The organism is Caloranaerobacter sp. TR13 (genome assembly GCF_001316435.1).
GTDB lineage: Bacteria > Bacillota > Clostridia > Tissierellales > Thermohalobacteraceae > Caloranaerobacter.
Genome location: NZ_JXLL01000010.1, coordinates 1 through 23,328, shown reverse-complemented (window position 1 = coordinate 23,328; position 23,328 = coordinate 1). Strand labels below are relative to the sequence as shown.

The following is a 23,328-nucleotide window of genomic DNA, read 5'->3' as shown; positions in this document are numbered from 1 at the left end:
TTCGCGCCTCCTAAAACTAAAATTTAACTTTATCTTTCTCAATCGCTGCTACTCCAATATGAGTATCAGCTCCACCATAATATACATAATAATTATCATTAGCTTCTACAGCACCACAACTAAATACTACATTTGGAACTAATCCATTAACCTCCCAATCTAATTCTGGTTCTAAAATTGGCTCAGATTGTCTTGCAATAACTTTAGAAGGGTCATTTAAATCCAATAGTGCAGCACCAAGTCTATAAACATGATTGTCATCTACAGCATGGTATATTAAAAGCCAACCATCTTCTCTTTTTATTGGAGGTCCTGCAATACCTATTTTCTTTGACTCCCATGTATTTTTAATAGGAGTCATGATTATTTTATGGTTTGTCCATGTTATTAAATCATCAGAATAGGCAATCCAAATATCCGGTACTCTCCTATGCAGTAAAACATATTTGCCATTAATCTTTTCTGGGAATATTGCTGCGTCCTTGTTTGACTCATCTAATACAACTCTGTGTCCTGTCCAATTTTTCATATCTTTTGACCAAGCCATGCAAATCTTAAAATCATCCCATGATCTGCCACCAAAACCCGTATACAACATATAGTATGTATCGTCTATTTTGGTTATTCTTGGATCTTCTACGCCCCAGGCTTCTTGTTCTGTCTCTCCTACAAATACAGGATTATCAAATCTTTTGAAATTAATTCCATCGTCACTTACAGCATATCCTATTGAAGAAACGAACTTATTCTCTTCTTCTGGTTTTTCAGAATCAAGTATAAACTTATTATTTGAAGCTCTATAAAACATATGAAACTTATTATCTTCATATATAACTGCACAGTTGAAAACTGCTTCTTTCTCCCATTCATGTTCCTTTATCGGTGATAGTATCGGTTTGTTACTTAAACGTCTTAGTTTAAACATTACGAGACTCCTTTCTTTATTCATATCGTATAAAAATATTTAAAATATTACTAATAACTATATAAGATACAATGCTGAAATATAAAATAAAATAAAAAGTACTGGCATATGGTATCATTAATAGAATAATTGATATGATTAAAGGTATAGAAGTAATTACAATACCTTTAGCCATATTCAACATTAAAATACCAAATGTATTTTTATAAATTCTTCTAAGCGGTATATCGTATCTTACAATCATTGTAAAAACAAATAAATGAACCATTATACCTGTAAACAATATAAAAAAACTCATAATTAAAATAAGCTTACCAATAAAGTTATCAAGTATTACCCCATTGTAATAACCTATATAGAAAAGAAAGTAAACAACAGTAATAGTCAGTAAAACAACAATGCCAGCTATCAAACCTTTCTTGAAGTTATCTACAATCCCTTTTTTAAAATGATAAAAAACATCTACATACTCATCTTCTACAAATCTCATCATAACATAAAATAAACCGGTAATAGATAATCCTATAGTAACTATAGGTAAAGAACAAATAACAAACAAAAAATTAACAAAAATAAACTTACCATATTCATCACTAAATCTTCTTAAAAACTTTCTAAAGGGACCCTTTGTTTCTTTTTGTTCTTCAAAAGGCTCTAAACATTCATATTCATTAATATCTTGCTTTTTCCATTCATCCATAATATCACCTAGATTAATTTGTTAAGCGTTTTTGGTTAACCGGTTACTCTAATAAAATTATAATTGATAACGTTTTACTTGTCAATTTCTTTATTTAATCTCTCTAACTGAATCTCTAAATACAATATCTGTTCCTATAACTATTCTCTGTCCTAAGTCTTCATTATTATCAATCCTCCATAATAATTGTTTTACAGCTTGTCTAGCCATTTCATTTCTTTTAACCTTAACAGTTGTAATCGGAGGATTAAACATAGTACTATATTCAACATCATCAAAACTTACTAAAGATACATCATCAGGAATCTTATAGCCCATAGCACTTAATTTACTTCCTAAAAGATATGCAGCTTTATCACAATTGCATACAAATGCAGTAGGAAGCTCATCTGGAATATTTATATCAATATAATTTCCTTTATCATCTCTCTCTTTAATCAAATACTTTCCATTAAAAACTAAACCATACTCTAGTAAAGCTTTATGGTAGCCTAAATAACGATCCTGAATACTACTATATAAATTAATATTTCCACAAAATCCTATTTTCTTATGACCTTTTTCAATTAAATAACTCGTAATATTATAACTAGCATAAAAATTGTCTGTAACTATATGGTCTAACTTAATATCTCTATAATAAAAGTCAACTAATATCATAGGTAAATTAAGTTTATTTAAAAAAGTAACATATCTAGGTGAAACTTGTCCTAATAACAAAAGACCGTCTACCTTCTGCTCTTGACACATTAAAGGAATTTTATTTTTAGTTTCTTCTTCTTCTGTTAATATTGTAAGTATTGTATTCATTTTTTGTCTTGTGGCTTCCATTTCAATATAGCGGAATATTTTTGTATAGAAAAACTCATTTTTAGTAAAGAATATTTCTGGAACAATAACTCCAATATTTCCTGTTCGTCTAGTTTTTAATGCCTTTGCTATGGAATTAAATTTATAATCCATTTCTACAGCTAAGTCTATTATTTTCTGTTTTAATTCTTCACTAACACCCGGTTTATCGTTTAAGGCCTTAGATACTGTAACCTTACTTACTCCTAATCTATCTGCAATATCCTGCATTGTTACCTTCTTACTCACTATCAACTCACCCTTTACGAATAAAGTAAACGCCATTATATGACAATAGAAAACATATATTTAAATATATATTAACTTAATTCATCTAAAGTTACAATAATAACTCTGTTACTTTATATAATATATTATGTTAGTTATAAACATCTGACTAATAATGCTTCATATGGGAATAATCTTATATTATATTTTGCATCTAATACTTCCCTTTTATTTGAAATAAGCATTTCTATTTTATCCGCATCTAAATTATCTAAACTTACTTCTTTATACTCATCAGAGAAGTTTAGAAATACAGCACATTTCTCATTTCCACTTTTTCTGATAAAATATATTAAATCATCTTTATTTTGTAAAACAATATATTCACCTTGTAATAAAGCATCACTATTTTTCCTTATTCGGATTAATTTTTTATAAAAATTTAATACGGAATTTTCATCTTCACTTTGCTTTTTTGCATTTAGCTCTTTATAATTTTCATTTACAGGAAGCCACGGAGTAGTTAAAGAAAAACCAGCATACCTGCTGCTATCCCATTGAACAGGGTTTCTACCACTATCTCTTCCCGCTTCGTTTGCTATTTTTATAGCTTCATCCTCAGTTTTGCCCTCTTTTATAGCTTTTTCATAGGCTAATATACCAGCAACATCTCTCATATCTTTTATATCTTTTATATAAATATCAGTCATTCCTAATTCATCGCCCTGATATATAAAAGGAACTCCTCTTGCTGTTAAAATAAGCATAGAGAACAATTTAGCCATATCTTCCCTATTATTATCATTTCCAAATCTTGTAACATGTCTTGGCATATCATGACTACTAAAAAATATAGTTGGTAGTCCTCCATTTAAATTTTGTTCTAATGATTTCAGTTCTTTAAATATTTTATTTACATCAAATTTTTGAATGCTTCCTAAATTAAAATTAAATACCAAATGAAGTCTTTTTTCTTCATCCAAATAAGGTGCTGCTTCCAAAACATTTTCAGTTCCTACTTCACCTACTAATACTTTGTCTGGATATTGGTCAACTAATTTTCTTAATTCTTCTACTATATCAAGTGTTTCTGGTAAGTCTTTATCATACTTATGAATTTGTTTGCCTTTTTCATCATAAGGATTATCTTTAAACTGTTCATCTACCATTAGAAAATTTATTACATCTAATCTAAAGCCATCAATACCCTTGTCAAGCCAAAACTTAATGACATCAAACATAGCTTTTTTTACATCTTCATTTCTCCAATTTAAATCTACCTGTTCCTTCGCAAAGGCATGATAGTAATATTGCTTTGTATTTGAATCATATTCCCATGCAGACCCTTCAAAAAAAGACTCCCAGTTATTCGGTACTCCACCATCTTTCGGATCTTTCCAAATATACCAGTCTCGTTTAGGTGATTGTAAAGAACTCTTAGATTCAATGAACCACGGATGCTTATCTGAAGTATGATTTAAAACTAAATCTACTATAACTTTTATATCCCTTTTATGTGCTTCTTTCAAAAAAGTTTCAAAATCTTCCATGGTTCCATAATCAGCATCTATCTCGTAATAATCTGAAATATCATAACCATTATCTACTTTTGGAGATTTATAAAAAGGTGTAAGCCAAATGCAATCTACCCCTAAACTTTTTAAATAGTCTAGTTTTTTTGTAATCCCTATAAAATCTCCTATTCCATCTCCATTACCATCACAGAAACTTCTAATATATATCTCATAAAAGATAGCTTTTTTCCACCAGTTTTTCACATGTATGCCTCCTTTAAACAAATGAACACTAGGGGAATATTCTCCTCTAGTGATCTTTCCTCATTAGCCTTTTATTCCTGTAAGTTTAATACCTTCAGTAAAGTACTTTTGTGCTGAAAAGAATAATATAAGCACTGGTAATAAAACTAATAATGAAGCCGCCATTAACTGTCCCCACTCTACTTTATTTAAACTTTGATACATTGTTAAACCAATCTGTAAAGTAAATTTATCCAAGCTATTTAAATAGATTAGTGGCCCTAGTAAATCATTCCAGCTTCCTTGAAACGACCAAATAGCAATAGTTGCTAAAGCTGGCTTTGAAATAGGAAGAAATATTTTATAAAATATCTGAAAAGAACTACATCCATCAATTCTTGCAGCTTCTTCTAATTCCTTAGGAATAGAAGCAAAATACTGTCTTAAGAAGAAAATAAAAACTGCAGAACCTCCAAAGAAAGCTGGTACAATAAGAGGTTTAAATGAATCTATCCATCCAATTTGTTTAAACATAATAAATACAGGTATTAAAGTAATTTCTCCTGGTATCATAATTGTTGCAAGTAATATTAAAAATAATATCCTTCTTCCAGGAAATCTAAATCTTGCAAAACCATAAGCTACTAATGCAGCTGTGAAAACTTCACCGATCATTTTCATAACTGTAATAAAAGCACTATTAAAAGTATAACGGATAAAAGGAATAGCCTTTATAGCATTAGGATAATTCTCCCATGCAAAACGCTCTGGTATCCACTGAGGTGGTATCTGGAAAACCACTGAACTATCCTTCAAAGAAGTTGATAACATCCACAAGAAAGGAAGCATTGCTAAAATACCACCTATAGAAATTATTATATATAAAATAGTTTTCCTAATTATCTCACGTCTTTTTTTTCTACGTTTTATCCTTTTCAATTCCTCACTTACTTGTATATCATTCTCTACTACCGTTCCAACTTTAGAAATCATTTTTGTCACCTCTTGATAATAGATTTGGGTACTTGATACTTGGTACTGGGTACTAGGTACTTGGTACTGGGTATTTTGATTAATCATCGTTTGATTCGTAATAAACCCATAGGGAAGATGATTTAAATATAATAAGTGTTAATAAGAAAATAATGACAAATAAAATCCATGCCAATGCTGTAGCATAACCCATCTTAAAGTATTTAAAAGCATTATCATATAAATAAACTAAATAGAATTTTCCTTGATTTCCAGCACCACCTAAAATATAGGCATCTGTAAACTTTCTAAATGCACCTATTATACCCATTATTAAGTTATAGAATAATATCGGTGTCATCAAAGGCAAAGTAATCTTAAAAAACTTTGTCAATGGACCAGCTCCGTCAATTTCAGCAGCTTCATATAAATTTTGTGGTACCTCTCTTAATCCTACTAAATACGTAATCATTCCTCCACCTGCTCCCCAAAGAGCCATAAGTATATACGATGGTAATACCCAATCAGGATCAGATAACCAGCCAGGCCCTTGTATTCCAATTTGAGCAAGCATAAGATTTATAAGTCCAAATTCTGGATCTAATACCCATCTCCATAAAAGTGCAACAGCAACTCCCGAAACAACTGCTGGTAAATAATATATCGTTCTAAAAAATCTAATCCCTTTTATTTCTGTATTCATTAAAATAGCAATTGTTAGTGAAGTAATTATACCTAACGGAACAGCAAATATAGCATACTTCACTGTTACCATTAGAGAATTCCAGAAGTTCTCATCATGAAATATGTCAATATAATTTTGAAATCCTACAAAGTTAGGTTTGGTTAAAATTTTCCATTCAGTAAATCCTATATATATTGCAAATAAAATAGGTCCTATTGTAAAAAGTAACATTCCTAATATCCAAGGTAAAATAAAAAAGTAACCTTCGTATTTTTTTAGTTTTTTATATAGTTTATTCTTTTGCTTCATCTCTTCACCTTCTTAAATAATAAAATATAGACTAAGCAAACATAGAAGAGTAACATTAATGCTACTCTTCTATGCCCAAAATTATTGACCTAAAAGTTTTCTTAGTTTATCAGCAGTTTTCTTAGCTGCTTCTTCTGGTTTAGCTTCTCCTCTTAAAATAGGATCATATAAGTTATCCCATACTATTGAATCAATTTCTGCTTGTTTAATTTGGTTATTGAAACCTCTACCAAATTCCATTGACTTTCTAATTGCAGGAATTGCATCTTTCTTATCAGGTCTAATTTTTACAATATCATCAACTTTTGATTTTACTGGAGGTACAACTTTCCAATCTAAGAATGCTTTTGTTAAGTCTCTTAAAGCTTTATAAGCAACTTCTTTATTCTTAGTTTGGCTAGAAATTACAGTTGAAGCAATCCAGTTAAAAGTAGCTTTTTTTACACCATGAGGTATTGGAGCAGTTCCTACCTCAAAGTCTTTTATAGTTTTTTCAAAATCATCAGCAGCTCCACCCATGAACATTGCAATCTTACCTGTCTTAAACTGCTCACCAAATCCTTGAGCTTCTATTTGTGCTTTACTTGGAGTAATCTTATCAACATTTATAATGTCATTTAATACTTTAATTCCTTCAATTGATTCTTTAGAATCGATAACAACTTTTCCTTCACTATTAATTATATCACCACCATGAGTCCATAACCATAAGTGAATTGGTGGCCAACCATTTACTATAAATCCGTACTGATCTACTTTACCATCACCATCTGTATCCTTTGTTAACTTTTTACCTACTTCGATAAATTGTTCCCATGTCATATCATCAGTTGGGTATGGGATATTCGCTTCATCAAATAACTTTTTATTGTAATACATAATTACTGGCTGTGAAATCCATGGATAACCATATAGCTTGTCCTGATATTTTGCTGTAGCTAAAGTTGCTTCATAGAAATCACTTAAATCTAAACTTTTATCTTCTTGTGCAAATTTAGTAATATCTAATATAGCACCCATACTAGCATACGCTGGTATGTATTCTTGTGATAACCATATAAGGTCTGGTGCAGTACCACCTGCTATCATAGTTTGAATTTTTACGTAATAATCTGATGGTATACTCATTACTTCAATTTTATACTCTTTTGATTGACTATTTAATCTGTCTACTATTTCTTGAAGTTCTTTTAATTCTTGTGCTCCTGCCCAAGTAGCAAATTTAAGTTCTACTTTTTGATTTGAATTAGAAGCTGTATCTTCTTTACTCTTATCAGCTCCACATCCAGTTAACACTAAAGAGAATACCATAACTAATGCCAAAATCATAGCTAAAGTTTTTTTCATTTTATTTCCCCCTTCTTTAAATTGTTAATCGTGGTTAAACCTTGAAATAACCTGAAAATACACAAATAGTATTAATTATGGAATGTGATGATAAAGTTTGTTAATTATTTCTTTGAAGTTTTGTTAAGTTAATTTATGTTTATCGGTTACCTAACTTTATTATAATTGAAAGCGTTTACCTTGTCAATTATATTTTTTAAAAAATATTATTTATATATCAAAAAAAGAACCCTGATAATTCAGGATCCTTTTTTAACTATATATATTCTTACATCTTGTTTCCTTAACAAATAATATACTTATAACAGCAATTATAGAAGCTATTAAACATATTAAAAATGCTTTATTATATGAGGCTACTGTATACACTTTAACTCCGTCAATTAGCTTACCAGTCCAGCTTTTATCTAGTATATAACCAATAACAGGCTGTATAGCTGCTGCAAAAAGAAAACCACCCATGTTTACTGTTCCAGTAGATATCCCTGCATAGCTAGGGTTGTTCACTTCTTTAGAACATGCCCAAGATAGTACGAAACCTGATGATGAGAAGCCCATTATAAATAATAATATATAAAGTAATGAAAAAGACATTCTACCAGGGTTAACATACATTAAAATTACCCATGTTAATGTATATACTAAAGAAAAGGCTAAAAATGGAGCTTTTCTTCTTCCAATCTTGTCTGAAATTGTACCAACAACCAAACTGCCTATCATAAGCCCTACTGTTACTATCATAGTAAAAGTTGAAGCTTTAGCTTTTGATATACCATATACATGTATCATATATGGAACTCCCCAAGCACCTACAAAAGCTATTACTGAACCAAACATCCCTCCAAAAGCAAAGAAACCTGGCCAAGTTTTTGGGTTAGAAAAAACATTTTTTATACTTTCTGATAATGATACATTTTTCTTTTCAACTTTTTTAATTATTGGATCAAATCCCATATCTTCTGGACTGTTTCTTACAATTAAATACGCTAATACAGCTACAACTAACGATATAACCCCTATTGCAGCGAAAGATAATCTCCAGCCTATATTTGTAACCATTACTACTAGAGGAAACTGTGCAAGTAAAGCACCACCATTGCCAATAAAAGAAGTTAGCCCTGACATCCTTCCAAACTCATCTTCTCTAAACCACTGTGATAAAACCTTTAAAATAGAAATAAATACTACAGATACTCCTAATCCAACTATCAATCTTCCAATATAAGCTAATGTTATGTTTGTAGCAAATCCAAATATTATAGAACCTATACCTGCCAGTAGTGTACCTACAAAAACCGTTTTCCTAGCTCCCAAAGTATCTGCCAATATTCCTGACGGTATCTGCATAATCATGTAAGCATAGAAATACATTGAACCTAAGTTTCCAAATTCAACATCTGTAATATTAAATGCTTTAATCAAATCTTGTCTAACTACGCCCGCTGCAACTCTATGGAAGAATACTATTACGTATGCTAATGCAAGTATTCCCCATATATACCAGCGATAAGTATACAATCTGTTTCTTTCTGTATTCATTTCAAAAACTCCTTTCGTTTTTTTATAGGAGATAGAGACCAGGGTACAGAGGACAGGAAACAGGTACCAAGTGTCAATTGTAGTAGCGCAGAATTAATTCTGCGCTACTTTCATTTTTTTATAGGGAACAGAGAACAGGGGACAGGGAATAGGTACCCAGTACCTAGTCCCCAGCACCCAGTACCCAGTATCTAGTACCCAGTACCTAGTACCCAGCACCTAGTACCTATACTTCCCTCATGCTTAGTGCTATTCTCCCCTTCTTTACATCTACCTCTATTACCTTAACCTTAACAATATCACCTACTGAAACTACTTCCATAGGATGCTTGATAAACTTGTTACTTAATTGAGATATGTGTACTAAACCATCTTGTTTTACTCCAATGTCAACAAATGCACCAAAATCTACTACATTTCTTACTGTTCCTGTTAGTACCATATCTGGTTTTAAGTCTTCAATTTTTAATACATCAGTTCTAAATACTGGTTTTGGCATCTCATCTCTTGGGTCTCTGCCAGGCTTTTTTAACTCTTTTATAATATCCTTTAGAGTTGGTAAACCTACACCTAAATCCTTAGCTAAAATTTCTATATTAATATCTTTTAAATTTTTGTCTATCTCTTTCAAACTTCCATTCTTTATATCTGCCTCTGAAAAACCTAGTCTTTCAATAAGTTTAATCGTAACATCATATGACTCTGGGTGAACAGAAGTATTATCTAATGGATTAGTTCCATCAGATATTCTCAAGAAACCAGCACATTGCACAAAAACCTTATCTCCAAGTCTAGGTACTTTCTTAAGCTGCTCTCTATTTTTAAACTTCCCATTTTGTTCTCTGTATTTAACTATATTTTTAGCAACACTAGAAGATATCCCAGCTATATAGCGAAGTAATGATACTGAAGCAGTATTTAAATCTACTCCTACACTATTAACACAGTCTTCAACAACACCCTTTAAAGCTTCATCTAATTTTTTCTGGTTTATATCATGCTGATACTGGCCTACACCTACATGTTTTGGGTCTATTTTTACAAGTTCAGCTAATGGGTCTTGTAATCTTCTAGCTATAGATATTGCTCCTCTTAATGATACATTAATATCAGGATATTCTTCATTGGCAACTTCTGATGCTGAATAAACAGATGCTCCTGCTTCACTTACTATTGTATAACATGTATTTTTATCTATTTCACTTAGCATTTCAGCTACAATAAGCTCTGACTCTCTCGATGCAGTTCCATTGCCTATTGCAATTATATCTATATCGTATTTATCTATAAGCTCTTTAAGCTCTTTTTTAGTTTCTTCAACTTTATTCTGTGGTTCAGTAGGATATACAGTAGTCGTATCTAATAACTTACCTGTTTCATCAACTACAGCTATCTTACACCCAGTTCTGAACGCCGGGTCAAATCCCATAACTACTTTACCTTTAACTGGCGACCCAAGAAGTAAATTTTTAAGATTTCTAGCAAATACTTTTATAGCGTGCTCTTCTGCTCTTTCAGTTAAACTATTTCTAATTTCCCTCTCTATAGATGGTGCAATCAATCTTTTGTAGCCATCTTCTATTGCTTCTTTAAGATGTTCTGTAGTAATAGCTTTATCATTAGTAATAACATTATCCATAAGATAAGTAATTATCTCTTCATATGGCGCATCTATCTTTACTCTTAAGTATTTCTCCTTTTCTCCCCTATTAATAGCTAGTATCCTATGATTTGGAATTCTCTTAACAGGTTCTTTATAATCATAATACATCTCATATACAGATTCTATTTCTTCATCTACCACTTTTGATACTATTAGACCTTTGTTAAAAGTCACATTCCTTATAACTCTTCTAAATTCTGCATTGTCAGAAATAATTTCAGCTATTATATCCTTAGCTCCATTATAAGCATCATCAATATTATTTACACCCTTCTCTTCATTTACAAATTGTTTAGCTAAATCTTCTAAACTTATTTCTACTGTTTCTTGAGCTAATATTATATTTGCTAGAGGCTCAAGTCCTCTTTCCTTCGCAATTGTAGCTCTTGTCCTACGTTTAGGTCTAAAAGGTCTATATAAATCCTCTACTCTTTGAAGTACATCCGCCTCAATAATTTCCTTTTTTAACTCATCAGTCAATTTACCCTGCTCACTAATAAGCCTTATAACTTCTTCTTTTCTACTTTCTAAATTTCTTAAATAAGAAAGCCTTTGACTAAACTCTCTTAAAACAACATCACTTAATTCTCCTGTCTGCTCCTTTCTATATCTAGCTATAAAAGGAATAGTATTTCCTTCATCAATAAGCCTAATAGTATTTTCTACCTGATATCGTTTCAGTCCGAACTCTTCTATTAGCTTTTTAACAATATCCATATTTTTTCTCTCCTTCACGCAATCTCCCACTTAATTATATAATTTTATGCATTATTAAACAAGGGATGAGGCTACTTACCACATACTTTATCCACAAACAAAATGCGGCTAAAAGCCGCATATACTCTCAACTATTCTAACTTAAACCCTTTTATCAACGTATCTAATCTATAAGCCATATCACGTAATTTTTCAGCAGATTCATTTATCTGATGAATAATTGACTGCTGTTCTTCTGTACTCGCTAATATTGTTTGAGTTCCTGAAGCCGTTTCTTGAGAAATCTCACCAACTTGAACAAATGCTGTTTCTATTCCATTCATTTCTTGAGATAACTCTTCTACTATACCGTAAAACTCTTCAACAATATTAGATACTTTATTTGTTTCAGCAATAATATTGTTAAATGACTTTGTCGTATTACTAATTATTTTTCTTCCTCTATCTACTTCACTTATTCCTTCGTCCATAGATTTTACAACTTCATTCATCTCATTTTGTATTTCATTTACTATCTTAACTATATCATTTGATGCATTGCTTGTCTGTTCTGCAAGTTGTCTTACTTCTTCAGCAACAACCGTAAAGCCTCTTCCATATTCGCCTGCTCTCGCTGCCTCAATAGCAGCATTTAACGCTAAAAGATTAGTTTGTTTTGATATGTTATCAATAAATGTAACTATATTGCCAATTTCCATTGTATGCTGCTTTAACTTTTCTAATTTGTCAGCTGATTCTCTAACTCTTTTCGTAATTAAATCCATGGTTTCTTCTGACATCTTTACATCATCAGAACCTGCTTTAGCTATATCTGAAGCAGTATTTGTAGCTTGTAAAATATGTCTAGTTTTATTTTCTACATTTTTCACACTCTCTGCCATTCTATTTATAACTTCACCAGCTTCATCCATACTTCTATGCTGTCTTTCTGTTCCAGCAGCAACTTGTTCAATGATATTTGAAATTTCTTCTGAAGATTTAACGGTAAGCTCAGCACTGTTTTTTAATTCTTCAGAAGATATATTTATCTCATCTCCAGCAGCTTGAACATTAGATATTATCATATGCAATGCATCAAGCATCTGATTAAAAGCTTTCTGTAAGTCTCCAATCTCATTTTTTGCATTTTCATCTGCTCTGTTAGTTAAATCTCCATCTTTAATTCTATTTGCTACATTTACTAATTTTACAATAGGATTTGAGAATATTTTAGCTACAATAGATGTAAATATAATAGCTAAAATAATTGCAGCTATTGTAACATACAAGGTTCTATATAAATCTTTTAGATAACTTTGTGTTATTTCATCTTTATTCTGCTCAACTATAACACCCCAACCTGTTGAAGGCACTACTGTATATGCTCCTACTACATCTACTCCTTTATCATTTTTATATGTTAATTCAATACCTGTTTTTCCATCAAGCGCATTAATTGCACCTATAATTCCGTTCTCTTTTGCATTAAATCTATTTAATACCTTTTCCCTAAACTCGGGATGTCCAATTACAACTCCGGTCTTATCAACTATATAAGCTATACCAGTTTGCCCGATCTTATGTGCTTTTGATAACTCTACTAAATCATTTAAAGCTATTTTTGCAACTATCACACCTGTTTGCTTTCCAAACATATTTTTCATAGGCATAGCTATATTTACTCCGGAAAGCCTATTAGTTTCGTCAACATAAGAATCAGAAACTGCCTTTTCTCCCTTTAAAGCCTTCTTAAACCATTCCTCTTTACTTACATTTCTACTATCTTTTTTATTAGATGTAGATATATACTCATTACCTCTCATGTCATATATGTATAGCATTTGTATTTGATCTATTTTATTTACTGTAGAATTTAGTACAGTTGCACAATCAAATTTACTCATACTCATGAAATCATGAGTTGCGGTTAAAGTCTCTAAAATATCAAAAGAGCTTAAAATAAATATATCTACTTGCTTTGCAAGAGATTTAGCTATAGCAAGATTTGTAGTTTCTATACTCTTTTCTACATTTTTAGTTTGGAAATAGTAATTTATTAATCCTACAGAAACGATAGGTATTATTGTGAGTATTAAAACAATCGCCATTATCTGATTTTTAATTTTATGCTTTCTTATAGTTTTCTTTTTCTCTTTTTTTACAAATTTAGATAACAATACACTTTTTTTCTTTGGTGTTTTCTTTTTATCTTTTTTATATAGTTTTTTCGAAAAAGTAAGTTTTGATTTTTTTCTCTTAAATAACCCCACTCAAGTAACACCCCTTAATTAAAATTTTCACTATCCTAAATTATATTCTACGTTTTTTTACATAATCCTCTTTATTTTCTGAATATTTTTGTTTTTAAAAAAGTAAAACCACCAAAAATGGTGGCTTATCTAGCTTTAGACTTCAAATATTCATTTATAAATAAATCTATATCCCCATCCATAACACTATTCACATTTCCAACTTCTGCGCCAGTTCTATGATCCTTTACTAGATTATATGGATGAAATATATAAGATCTTATTTGAGAACCCCAAGCAATTTGATTATATTCTCCTTGTAAATCTTCAATTTTTTCCTTCTGTTCAAGCCTTTTTATCTCTATTAATTTAGCTTTTAGTATCTTCATGGCTGTCGCTTTATTGCTATGCTGCGACCTTTCATTTTGACATTGTACAACAATCCCAGTAGGTATATGAGTTATCCTTACAGCTGACTCTGTCTTGTTTACGTGCTGACCGCCAGCACCACTTGCTCTATATGTGTCAATTCTTATTTCACTAGGAGCAATCTCTATATCTACATCATCCTCTATCTCAGGAACTACATCAACCGATGCAAAAGACGTATGCCTTCTTCCAGATGAATCAAATGGAGATATCCTAACAAGCCTATGAACCCCTTTTTCAGATTTCAAGTATCCATAGGCATTAAGCCCTTTTACAAGCAAGGTTACGCTTTTAATCCCAGCTTCTGGATCTGGTAATATATCTAAAACATCAACTGCATAACCCTTTCTTTCACACCATCTTCGATACATTCTCAGTAGCATCTGTGCCCAATCTTGAGCCTCTAATCCACCTGCACCTGAATGTATTGATAATATAGCATTATTCTTATCATATTCCTCATTAAGAAGAGTATTTATCCTTATATCATTAACTTTTTTATCAATAACATCAATTGTCTCTTTTATCTCATCAATTAAAGATAAATCTTCTTCCTCTTGAGCTAATTCTAAAAGCACTTCAACATCTTCAATTTCCTTAATAATATCTTTGTATTCTTTCACTTTGTCTTTTATATTTTTAAGTTCCTGAGCTACTTTTTGAGCTCTTTTGTGGTCATTCCAAAAATCTTGTTTTGACATTTCCTCTTCAAGTTTTTTAATTTTATGCTCTAATCCTTCTACGTCAAAGAGAAACACCTATTTCTTGTATTTGCTCTCTAAAACTAGATACTTTTTCTTTAAATTCTACTAAATCTATCATTGTAACACCTCGCTATTTATTAGTTTGTTAGGGGACAGGGTACAGAGGACAGGATTAATTTCGCCTTTCGCTTTTCGCTATTCAATATTGGCTATTCATTAGTAGCGCAGAATTAATTCTGCGCTACAATTTAATGTCGGACAGCTTTCTTTAGTTGCCAGTTACCAGTTGCCAGGGAACAGCAACCCTGTTCCATGTTCCCTGTTCTCTGTCCCCTGTACCCTATCATCAATTCCAGTACCTAGTACCCATTAAACATTCTTCCCGCAACACTTCTTATACTTCTTACCACTACCACATGGACATGGATCATTTCTTCCTATTTTTTTACCTTTAACAACAGTCTTAGGTTTACCACCTTCTCCATGACTTGCATTAGTTATCTTAGCTACCCTTTCTCTTTCTATTCTTTCAGCAGGCTGTAGATTAAATAAATATCTTACTGTATCCTCTTGAATATTTTTTATCATTTCTTGGAACATATCATATCCTTCAATCTGATATGCTCTAACAGGATCTTCATTACCCATTGCTCTTAAGCCAATACCCTGTCTTAATTGGTCCATAGCATCAATATGGTCCATCCATTTAGTATCTACAACTCTAAGTAGTATTACCCTCTCAAGTTCTCTTAACTGCTTCTCTCCTACTTCATTTTCCTTCTGTTTATATAACTTTGTAGCTACATCCATTATTATATCTTTTAAACTTTCTCTAGTTAAAGACTCTATGTCTTCTATTTTAAGCATTCCTTTAGGTAAGAATATATTTGCTAAATAATCTTCAAGACCTTTCAAATCCCACTCTTCGGGATATTTAGCATCAGCTGTATAAATGCCGATAGCTGCATCTATAATATTTTCTACCATTGAAATTATATGGTCCTTAATATTTTCGCCTTCTAGAACCTTTCTTCTCTCAGCATATATAACCTCTCTCTGTTTATTCATAACATCATCATATTGAAGAACATGTTTTCTTATATTAAAGTTCCTAGCTTCAACTCTTTTTTGTGCTGTCTCTATTGATTTTGAAAGTAGAGAATGCTCTAAAGGTTCATCATCTGGCATACCTAAAGATTCAACCAAGCCTTTAATTCTGTCACTGCCAAACAGCCTCATTAAATCATCTTCAAGCGAAATATAAAATCTAGAAGAACCAGGGTCTCCCTGACGTCCAGAACGCCCTCTAAGCTGATTATCAATTCTACGTGACTCATGTCTTTCTGTACCTATAATATGAAGCCCTCCAGCTTCAATTACCTTTCTTTGTTCATCTTTTAAAGCCTCTTTAGTTTTAGTTAATATTTCCTTGTATACCCTTCTAGCTTCTAAAATTTCTGGATCATCAGTATCTTCAAAACTATCTGCAAGAGAAATTAAATGGTCACTATAATTTCTCTTTCTCATTTCACTTTTAGCTAAAAATTCAGGATTACCACCTAAAACAATGTCAGTTCCTCTACCTGCCATATTTGTTGCAATTGTTACAGCTTTATATCTACCTGCCTGAGCAACAATTTCAGCTTCTCTTTCATGATGCTTAGCATTTAACACTTCATGCTTTATTCCTTCTTTTTTAAGCATTTTACTTAGTACTTCAGATTTTTCTATAGAAATAGTACCTACAAGAATAGGCTGTCCTTTCGCATTTTTCTCTTTAATCTCTTCTACAACTGCCTTAAATTTAGCTTCTTCAGTTTTATATACAACATCAGGATAATCTATCCTAATAACTGGTTTATTTGTAGGTATTTCTATTACATCCATACCATATATTTCTCTGAACTCTTCTTCTTCTGTTTTCGCTGTACCAGTCATACCAGCTAACTTTTTATACATTCTAAAGTAATTTTGGAATGTTATAGTTGCTAAAGTCTTTGATTCTCTTCTTACATTAAGACCTTCTTTAGCTTCTATCGCCTGATGAAGACCATCACTGTATCTTCTACCAAACATAAGTCTTCCTGTAAATTCATCAACTATTATAACTTCGCCATCCTTAACTACATAATCTCTATCTCTTTTCATAAGATTGTGAGCTTTCAAAGCTTGATTAATATGATGAGTTAGTTCCATATTCACAGGGTCAGCTAAATTCTCTATATTAAAAAATTTCTCTGCCTTTTTTACACCTTGTTCAGTAAGAACTACAGTACGTGCCTTTTCATCTATAACAAAATCTCCTTTTTCTTCCTTCATCTCGAAGTTAAAACGATCTTTTTTCTCATTAGGATCTACTTTTGTTCCCTTTAATGTCTGTACAAAAGAATTAGCTGCAAAATAAAGACTAGTTGTCTTATCTCCTGTTCCTGAAATAATTAGAGGAGTTCTTGCCTCATCTATTAAAATACTGTCAACCTCGTCTATTATTGCATAGTTTAATTCCCTTTGCACCATCTCACTCTTGTATATAACCATATTATCTCTTAAATAGTCAAATCCAAATTCATTATTTGTACCGTATGTTATATCGCAATTATAAGCCTCACGTCTTTCTTTGCTTTCTAATCCATGAACTATACAACCTACAGATAGTCCTAAAAATTCGTAAATTTTACCCATCCAATCTCTATCTCTTTTAGCTAGATAGTCATTTACTGTTACTACATGAACACCTTTTCCTGTAAGAGCATTAAGATAAACAGGCAAAGTAGCTACCAAAGTTTTACCTTCGCCTGTTTTCATTTCAGCTATCCTTCCTTGGTGAAGAACAATACCACCTATTAACTGAACTCTATAATGTCTCATACCAAGAACTCTATCAGCAGCTTCTCTAACAACTGCAAAAGCTTCTGGCAAAATATCATCCAAATTCTCTCCGTTTGCCAATCTATTCTTAAATTCTTGAGTTTTTTGTTTCAATTGTGCATCGGTAAGCTTCTTCATTTCATCTTCTAATGATTCTATTTTCTCAACTAACGGATTTAATCTTTTAATTTCCCTCTCACTATAAGTTCCAAAAATCTTTTTAAATAGTCCTTTCACTCTCATCACCCTTCGGTTATTTTTACCTTATCTTTATATTTTATCACTAAAATTTGTAAGGAACAAGTGGAACGCTTTTCGTCATTTGTCATTCGATATTGGTCGTTCAATTTTCGCTATTAGTTATATAAATAATATTTTGTTTTAATTATCATTATGTAGCCCACATTTAAATGTGGGCTACAATAGTAAAACGGTAAAAACAACTTCCACCGTTTAGTTATAAACAAATTTATTTTCATAAATAGCTATTCTGTCAAAAAACTTAACGGTGGAGAGTAATCTCCACCGTCTTCTACACTCTATTTTAAATCTCTGGCTCTATTAAACCATAATTCCCATCTTTCCTTTTATATACTACATTTACATCATCAGTTACTGCGTTTCTAAAAACGAAGAAATTATGACCTAAAAGCTCCATTTGTAGTACAGCTTCTTCAGTATCCATAGGTTTAATAGCAAAACGTTTAGTTTTAACAATTTTTGGCTCATCATTTCCGTTTTCTTCTAAAGGTATTATATTTTCAAATCTTATTGTTGCTCCACTATGATTTCTTTTTTGTAATTTAGTTTTATGCTTTCTTATTTGTCTTTCTAAAATATCTATCACTTTATCAATTGAAGTGTACATATCACCATTTGATTCCTCAGCTCTAATGATACCACCCGCAAAAGGTATAGTCACTTCTATTATCTGTCTGTTTTTCTCAACATTCATTGTAACATGTGCCTCAACATCTTTATGAAAATACTTATCTAACTTTTCCATCTTCTTTACTACTACATCCTTTAGGGCACTTGTAACCTCTATATTTTTTCCACTTACTATGATTTTCATGTATTTCCAACCCCTTTCAATTTATATAAGTTATTAAAAGATTAAATACTACTTCAAGTTCTTTGATAATTAATTTTTGTCTTTCGTCAAAAAGACTTTAATTTTGTAATTGTTTTTAATTTAATCCCCCCAAAAATATTTTCTTTAATATATTTTATTTAATATATTTTTATTTAAGACTTTATATTCTTATGATACCCACATATACAGAGTAACTAACAATAAATTTTAAAAAGAAAAATTTTTCTATTTTCTTTTTAAAATTTTCAAATCATTTCTACATTTACTCAAAAAACAAACAAATAATTATGTTTTTTTATTTATTAATACAGATATATACATTATTTTTCGATATACAGCTGGTTGCATAAATATTAATACAACTTATCCACAATAAAATTATTAATAATATGTGGATAAAATGCGTGTCGTTCTGTGGATAATGTTGATAAGTCTGTGGAAAAAGTATATTTGTACATATTTTATTGTGGAAAACTATGTGTATATGTAGTGGATAAAAAAATTTTTCCTTTTTTATCTGATTTTAGACATAATATGAAATTTTTTAACAATTATATTTATTTTTTTGCTAGTAGTTACATTTTCTTTATATACAATATGTGGAGTTTATGAGTACTTGGTACTGGGTACTAGAATAAAAAACAGGGAACAGAGGACAGGGGACAGAGATCAGGGAAAAGAAATCGAGTAGCTCACATTTAAATGTGAGCTACAAATATTCAAAAAAAAAATATTTAAAAAAATTCAAAACCCACATTTAAATGTGGGCTACAAGTTTCTATTTCCTTATATTAATAAATATCGAACTATTCATATTTCTAATTTTATAAGCATTGTCGTATCCTTTTACAATCTTTTTACCTTGTTTAACATTTTTCAGTTTAAGTTTAACACTATCAAATTCATTTTTAATTTTCTCATTATTATCAGTTTCTATTACTTGCACTTCTTTTAATATTAATAAAATCTTATTTATTGTTTCTTTAAGACGCTTTAAGTTAGGATATTCTTCAACATCAATCGTTTCAATAGAATCTATTTTATTTATCATTTTAAATTCTTCATACTTTTCTACAAAAGCACTATCTATCTTGTTTATTTCTTCTATTTTATTTTGTTTTATATCAATATAAACCTGGAGCCTTTTGATATCGTTATTTTTTATACACTCTGACTGCTTTTTAGTAATTTCTAATATCTCTTTAACTAAAGATAGCTTTATTTCACTAAAATCAATAAGTTCTTTTATCAGATCATCTGACACTTTATCAGCTCCCAACTATTTAATAGCCCTTTTGCTTTGTCTAGCTAATTTCATAGCCTCTTTCCAGGTATCTCTTAAATCTTCCACAATAGGTAATATCTCTTCTAATATTTTTGAATCCTTTTTTATATTAGCTTCCATTAGCTTGTCTAAAATAAATGTATACAAACTTCTTAAATTTTTAGATATCTCATAATCCATATTTAAAGTAATATTTAATTCACTAATTATATCTTGAGCTCTAATTATAGAATTATGAGCATTCTGTATATCATTTTGCTCTATAAATATTTTGCCTTGCTTTATAAATTTTATAGCTCCATTATATAGCATTAAAGTTAATTCTTCAGGAGTTGCTGTCATTATCGAATTTTGCTGATACTGTGCATATGGATTTTTTATTGCCATACTTTTTCATCCTTCCATAAATTCTTTGCGTTACTATATATACTTTATATATAATTCTAAGCTTCGAATAAATTCGAAGCTACTATACGTTATTCATTTCGTTATTTCCTCATTCTTATATTTTTATTTTCAATTTTACATTTTAAATTTAAAATTCATAAAGAATGTTTTGCATTCTTTATGCCTACATTCCTCCACCTAGTTGTGACATCAGCCACGCACTCTGCTGATTCATTTGTGAAATTGCCTTCTCCATTTGAGTAAATTGTCTCCAATATCTGTCCTCAACACTATCTAAATAATCATACATGTCATCAATTCTTTCATTAATATCAATAATATCTTTGTCTAACATACTTATACCACTATATTGAGTAATGAAATCAATTAATATATTAGATTTTACATTCCTGAAAGTTTCGGAATCATCTCCAGGTCCTGATTTATTGATTATTTCTTTCATCCCAGCAATCATATTATCATAAAGCCTATTTATAAGACCACTTTCACTTCTCTTTTGTTGAATTTCTGCTGCTGTCATGTCACTTTCCGATTTGCTTGCTAAAGTATCGCTTGGTTCTTTAAATAATAATTCTAAAACACCATCAACATCATTTTGTATTGCTTCCTTAAGCTTAGCTTCATCAATTACCAATTTACCACCTACAGAACCAGATACATAACTTTCAGTTGTTATACCTATTTCTGTAAGCTGGTCATAAGAACCTGTCACTCCAGAAACTTGTTCATACATTCCACTTCTAATACTATACATAGTTCTTGACAATATAGAATCATTTCTTAAAAGTCCACTTTTAGCCTTTTCTTCCCAAAGCTCTATTTCCTTTTCAGACAATTCTTCTTTTTGATCTTTAGTTAGTGGTAAATAGTCTCTATATTTTTTCTCATTAAGCTTAGTACTAACTTTATCTACAATTTCATTATATTTTTCAACAAAAGTTTTTATTTTATCATATACTGCATCTACATCAGTAGCTACCTGAACTGTAAAACTACCAGTAGATTTTAAATTAAAGCTTATTCCATTTATCGTAAATTGGTTTGAACTCATTATAATATTTTGTGCTTGACCAAAGTCAATTTGAGCATCTACACCTGAATATGTTGTACCATCTGATAGGGTTGTTGGAGTACCAGCATTATCATAAGTTAATTTAAGTAAACTTCCTGCACCTGTTATAAAATCTATGTTTCCTCCTCCTGAATCGATGCTTGTATCTGTTATTTTAACCCAATTAGATGAGCCAGTGTTATCAGTCTGTAAGAAAAATCTATCAATTGTACTGTCATAAACTGCTGTTACACCTAAATTAGCACTGTTAATATCGCTAACAATATCGCTTAAAGATACTGTATCCAAATTAGTATATGTAAATGTCTTTTGCCCTGTATTAGTTGTAATAGTAAATTCTATTGTATCACCTGCGGCTAAACCAAATTGACTAGCTATGTTTGATGTGTCACCAGTTGATATATTGCTACTACTTGCTGCAGAGAAGTTTTCTGCTAATCTATCTACAGTTATATTATAGGTACCTCTAACTGCACTTGAAATTGCGCTAACTGTAGCTATACTTTCATTTGAAGATGTTGCGCTTTTTACCCAATCTAAACTACTAACTGATTTGTTTACTAATGTTCCAGTAGATGTTGTAGTAGTTAATCCAAACTCTTTTTTAGTATCCAAAATAAAGTTTGCAAAGTCTAAATTTATTTCTTGATACGCTTCTTGTTTCCATTCAATTAACTGCTTGTCCTGTTCTAATTTATCTACCTTTGTTCTTTCTGCTTTCATAAGGTCGCTTACTATCTGATCTATATCCATGCCGGAAGCTAAACCACCAATTCTAAGATTATTCATTTTAACACCACCCCGAAACTCCTTTCAGGAGAATTCTAAATTTTAAATTTTGAATTTGAACAAAATCTTTGATTTAAATAAATCATGGATTATAAATAAGCTCAACTTTAGTAAAAATAATCCTAATTTCCTAAATATTTAACATTTAGCATTTACAATTTAAAATTCAAAACCATAAATAGTTTTGTTTATACTTTCTCATCCACTAATATACCAGCCATTTCCCATAGCTTTGCAACCATATCTAATATCTTTTCTGGAGGTATTTCTCGTATTACTTCATCAGTATTTGTATCAATAACCTTTACCATTATTTCTTTAGTTTTTTCATGGATTGAAAACTCTAATCTTCTATCATATATCTTAACACTTTTATTTGCTTCCTCTATTGCATGTATTAGTTCTTCTTCACTTATTTTTCTTTGTTCATCAGTAGAAGGTACTTCAACGCCCACTTCCCCACTATTTATCGGTCGTTTTTCTAAATTTTCATCAGATGAAACCTGTTGAGGTTTTTGTACAGGCGTTGTTGAAACAACACTATTAATCCTCATCTGATTTCCTCCTTATTTATCCTTTTCTATACATTATATCGACAAAATACAGCGATAACTTTAATAAAAAAATTTTGAAACTAAAATTGTATACCGCACAATGAATTGTGCGCTACAAAAACTAAACTAATAAAAACTAAACTAATTAATATTAATACCTTTGTACTTTGTAACCTTGTACTTTGTAGTACTTTGTAGTACTTT

Annotated in this window: 17 protein-coding genes; all 17 read right to left on the bottom strand. The window is 30.7% G+C overall.

What is annotated here, in order from left to right; all coding sequences use genetic code 11:
- Positions 1-16: 16 nt before the first annotated feature.
- Entirely contained in the window at positions 17-925 is a 909-nt protein-coding gene (locus tag TR13x_RS07720; RefSeq protein WP_054871343.1) for a glycosidase, read from the bottom strand.
- A 16-nt stretch (positions 926-941) separates the two neighbouring features.
- Positions 942-1,625, bottom strand: coding sequence for a YesL family protein (locus tag TR13x_RS07715; protein ID WP_054871342.1), 684 nt, complete (start codon positions 1,623-1,625; stop codon positions 942-944).
- A gap of 90 nt (positions 1,626-1,715) precedes the next feature.
- Positions 1,716-2,723, bottom strand: coding sequence for a substrate-binding domain-containing protein (locus tag TR13x_RS07710; protein ID WP_152912135.1), 1,008 nt, complete (start codon positions 2,721-2,723; stop codon positions 1,716-1,718).
- Between the two features lie 134 nt (positions 2,724-2,857).
- On the bottom strand, positions 2,858-4,480 hold the full coding sequence (locus tag TR13x_RS07705; protein ID WP_161802938.1) for an alpha-glucosidase: 1,623 nt from the start codon (positions 4,478-4,480) through the stop codon (positions 2,858-2,860).
- A gap of 63 nt (positions 4,481-4,543) precedes the next feature.
- Positions 4,544-5,452, bottom strand: coding sequence for a carbohydrate ABC transporter permease (locus TR13x_RS07700; RefSeq protein WP_082394834.1), 909 nt, complete (start codon positions 5,450-5,452; stop codon positions 4,544-4,546).
- Positions 5,453-5,531: 79 nt separating this feature from the next.
- Positions 5,532-6,425: a carbohydrate ABC transporter permease gene (locus tag TR13x_RS07695; RefSeq protein WP_054871340.1), complete on the bottom strand. Its 894-nt coding sequence runs from the start codon at positions 6,423-6,425 to the stop codon at positions 5,532-5,534.
- Between the two features lie 81 nt (positions 6,426-6,506).
- Positions 6,507-7,772 (bottom strand): sugar ABC transporter substrate-binding protein, encoded by a 1,266-nt coding sequence (locus TR13x_RS07690; protein WP_054871339.1) that lies wholly within the window; start codon positions 7,770-7,772, stop codon positions 6,507-6,509.
- A 252-nt stretch (positions 7,773-8,024) separates the two neighbouring features.
- Positions 8,025-9,311, bottom strand: a complete 1,287-nt coding sequence (locus TR13x_RS07685) for an MFS transporter (RefSeq protein WP_054871338.1) — start codon at positions 9,309-9,311, stop codon at positions 8,025-8,027.
- 226 nt (positions 9,312-9,537) lie between these two features.
- Positions 9,538-11,691: a Tex family protein gene (locus TR13x_RS07680; protein WP_054871337.1), complete on the bottom strand. Its 2,154-nt coding sequence runs from the start codon at positions 11,689-11,691 to the stop codon at positions 9,538-9,540.
- Between the two features lie 131 nt (positions 11,692-11,822).
- Positions 11,823-13,940, bottom strand: a complete 2,118-nt coding sequence (locus TR13x_RS07675; protein WP_054871336.1) for a methyl-accepting chemotaxis protein — start codon at positions 13,938-13,940, stop codon at positions 11,823-11,825.
- Between the two features lie 125 nt (positions 13,941-14,065).
- Positions 14,066-15,170, bottom strand: a protein-coding gene (gene prfB / locus TR13x_RS07670) for a peptide chain release factor 2 (protein ID WP_242851744.1) whose coding sequence is annotated in 2 segments (ribosomal slippage) — positions 14,066-15,103 and positions 15,105-15,170 — 1,104 coding nt in all. Because the reading frame shifts where the segments join, the coding sequence is not laid out codon by codon here.
- Between the two features lie 251 nt (positions 15,171-15,421).
- Positions 15,422-18,163 carry a preprotein translocase subunit SecA gene (gene secA / locus TR13x_RS07665; RefSeq protein ID WP_255351326.1) on the bottom strand — a complete coding sequence of 914 codons (2,742 nt, stop codon included), beginning with the start codon at positions 18,161-18,163 and terminating at the stop codon, positions 15,422-15,424.
- Positions 18,164-18,464: 301 nt separating this feature from the next.
- Positions 18,465-18,995, bottom strand: coding sequence for a ribosome hibernation-promoting factor, HPF/YfiA family (hpf, locus tag TR13x_RS07660; RefSeq protein WP_054871334.1), 531 nt, complete (start codon positions 18,993-18,995; stop codon positions 18,465-18,467).
- Positions 18,996-19,794: 799 nt separating this feature from the next.
- On the bottom strand, positions 19,795-20,280 hold the full coding sequence (locus TR13x_RS07655) for a flagellar protein FlgN (RefSeq protein ID WP_161802937.1): 486 nt from the start codon (positions 20,278-20,280) through the stop codon (positions 19,795-19,797).
- Between the two features lie 15 nt (positions 20,281-20,295).
- Positions 20,296-20,688, bottom strand: coding sequence for a flagellar export chaperone FliS (gene fliS, locus TR13x_RS07650; protein WP_054871332.1), 393 nt, complete (start codon positions 20,686-20,688; stop codon positions 20,296-20,298).
- Between the two features lie 184 nt (positions 20,689-20,872).
- Entirely contained in the window at positions 20,873-22,570 is a 1,698-nt protein-coding gene (fliD, locus tag TR13x_RS07645) for a flagellar filament capping protein FliD (protein WP_054871331.1), read from the bottom strand.
- 188 nt (positions 22,571-22,758) lie between these two features.
- Positions 22,759-23,124, bottom strand: a complete 366-nt coding sequence (locus TR13x_RS07640) for a flagellar protein FlaG (protein ID WP_054871330.1) — start codon at positions 23,122-23,124, stop codon at positions 22,759-22,761.
- Positions 23,125-23,328: the final 204 nt, after the last annotated feature.

Bases quoted from the DNA above. Each gene is read 5' to 3' on its own strand.
- TR13x_RS07695 (WP_054871340.1), bottom strand. From the start codon at position 6,425: ATGAAGCAAAAGAATAAACTATATAAAAAACTAAAAAAATACGAAGGT.
- TR13x_RS07640 (WP_054871330.1), bottom strand. From the start codon at position 23,124: ATGAGGATTAATAGTGTTGTTTCAACAACGCCTGTACAAAAACCTCAA.
- secA (WP_255351326.1), bottom strand. From the start codon at position 18,163: ATGAGAGTGAAAGGACTATTTAAAAAGATTTTTGGAACTTATAGTGAG.
- TR13x_RS07685 (WP_054871338.1), bottom strand. From the start codon at position 9,311: ATGAATACAGAAAGAAACAGATTGTATACTTATCGCTGGTATATATGG.
- TR13x_RS07680 (WP_054871337.1), bottom strand. From the start codon at position 11,691: ATGGATATTGTTAAAAAGCTAATAGAAGAGTTCGGACTGAAACGATAT.
- TR13x_RS07715 (WP_054871342.1), bottom strand. From the start codon at position 1,625: ATGGATGAATGGAAAAAGCAAGATATTAATGAATATGAATGTTTAGAG.
- TR13x_RS07720 (WP_054871343.1), bottom strand. From the start codon at position 925: ATGTTTAAACTAAGACGTTTAAGTAACAAACCGATACTATCACCGATA.
- TR13x_RS07700 (WP_082394834.1), bottom strand. From the start codon at position 5,452: ATGATTTCTAAAGTTGGAACGGTAGTAGAGAATGATATACAAGTAAGT.
- fliS (WP_054871332.1), bottom strand. From the start codon at position 20,688: ATGGCAATAAAAAATCCATATGCACAGTATCAGCAAAATTCGATAATG.
- hpf (WP_054871334.1), bottom strand. From the start codon at position 18,995: ATGAAAATCATAGTAAGTGGAAAAAATATAGAGGTTACAAGTGCCCTA.
- fliD (WP_054871331.1), bottom strand. From the start codon at position 22,570: ATGAATAATCTTAGAATTGGTGGTTTAGCTTCCGGCATGGATATAGAT.
- TR13x_RS07690 (WP_054871339.1), bottom strand. From the start codon at position 7,772: ATGAAAAAAACTTTAGCTATGATTTTGGCATTAGTTATGGTATTCTCT.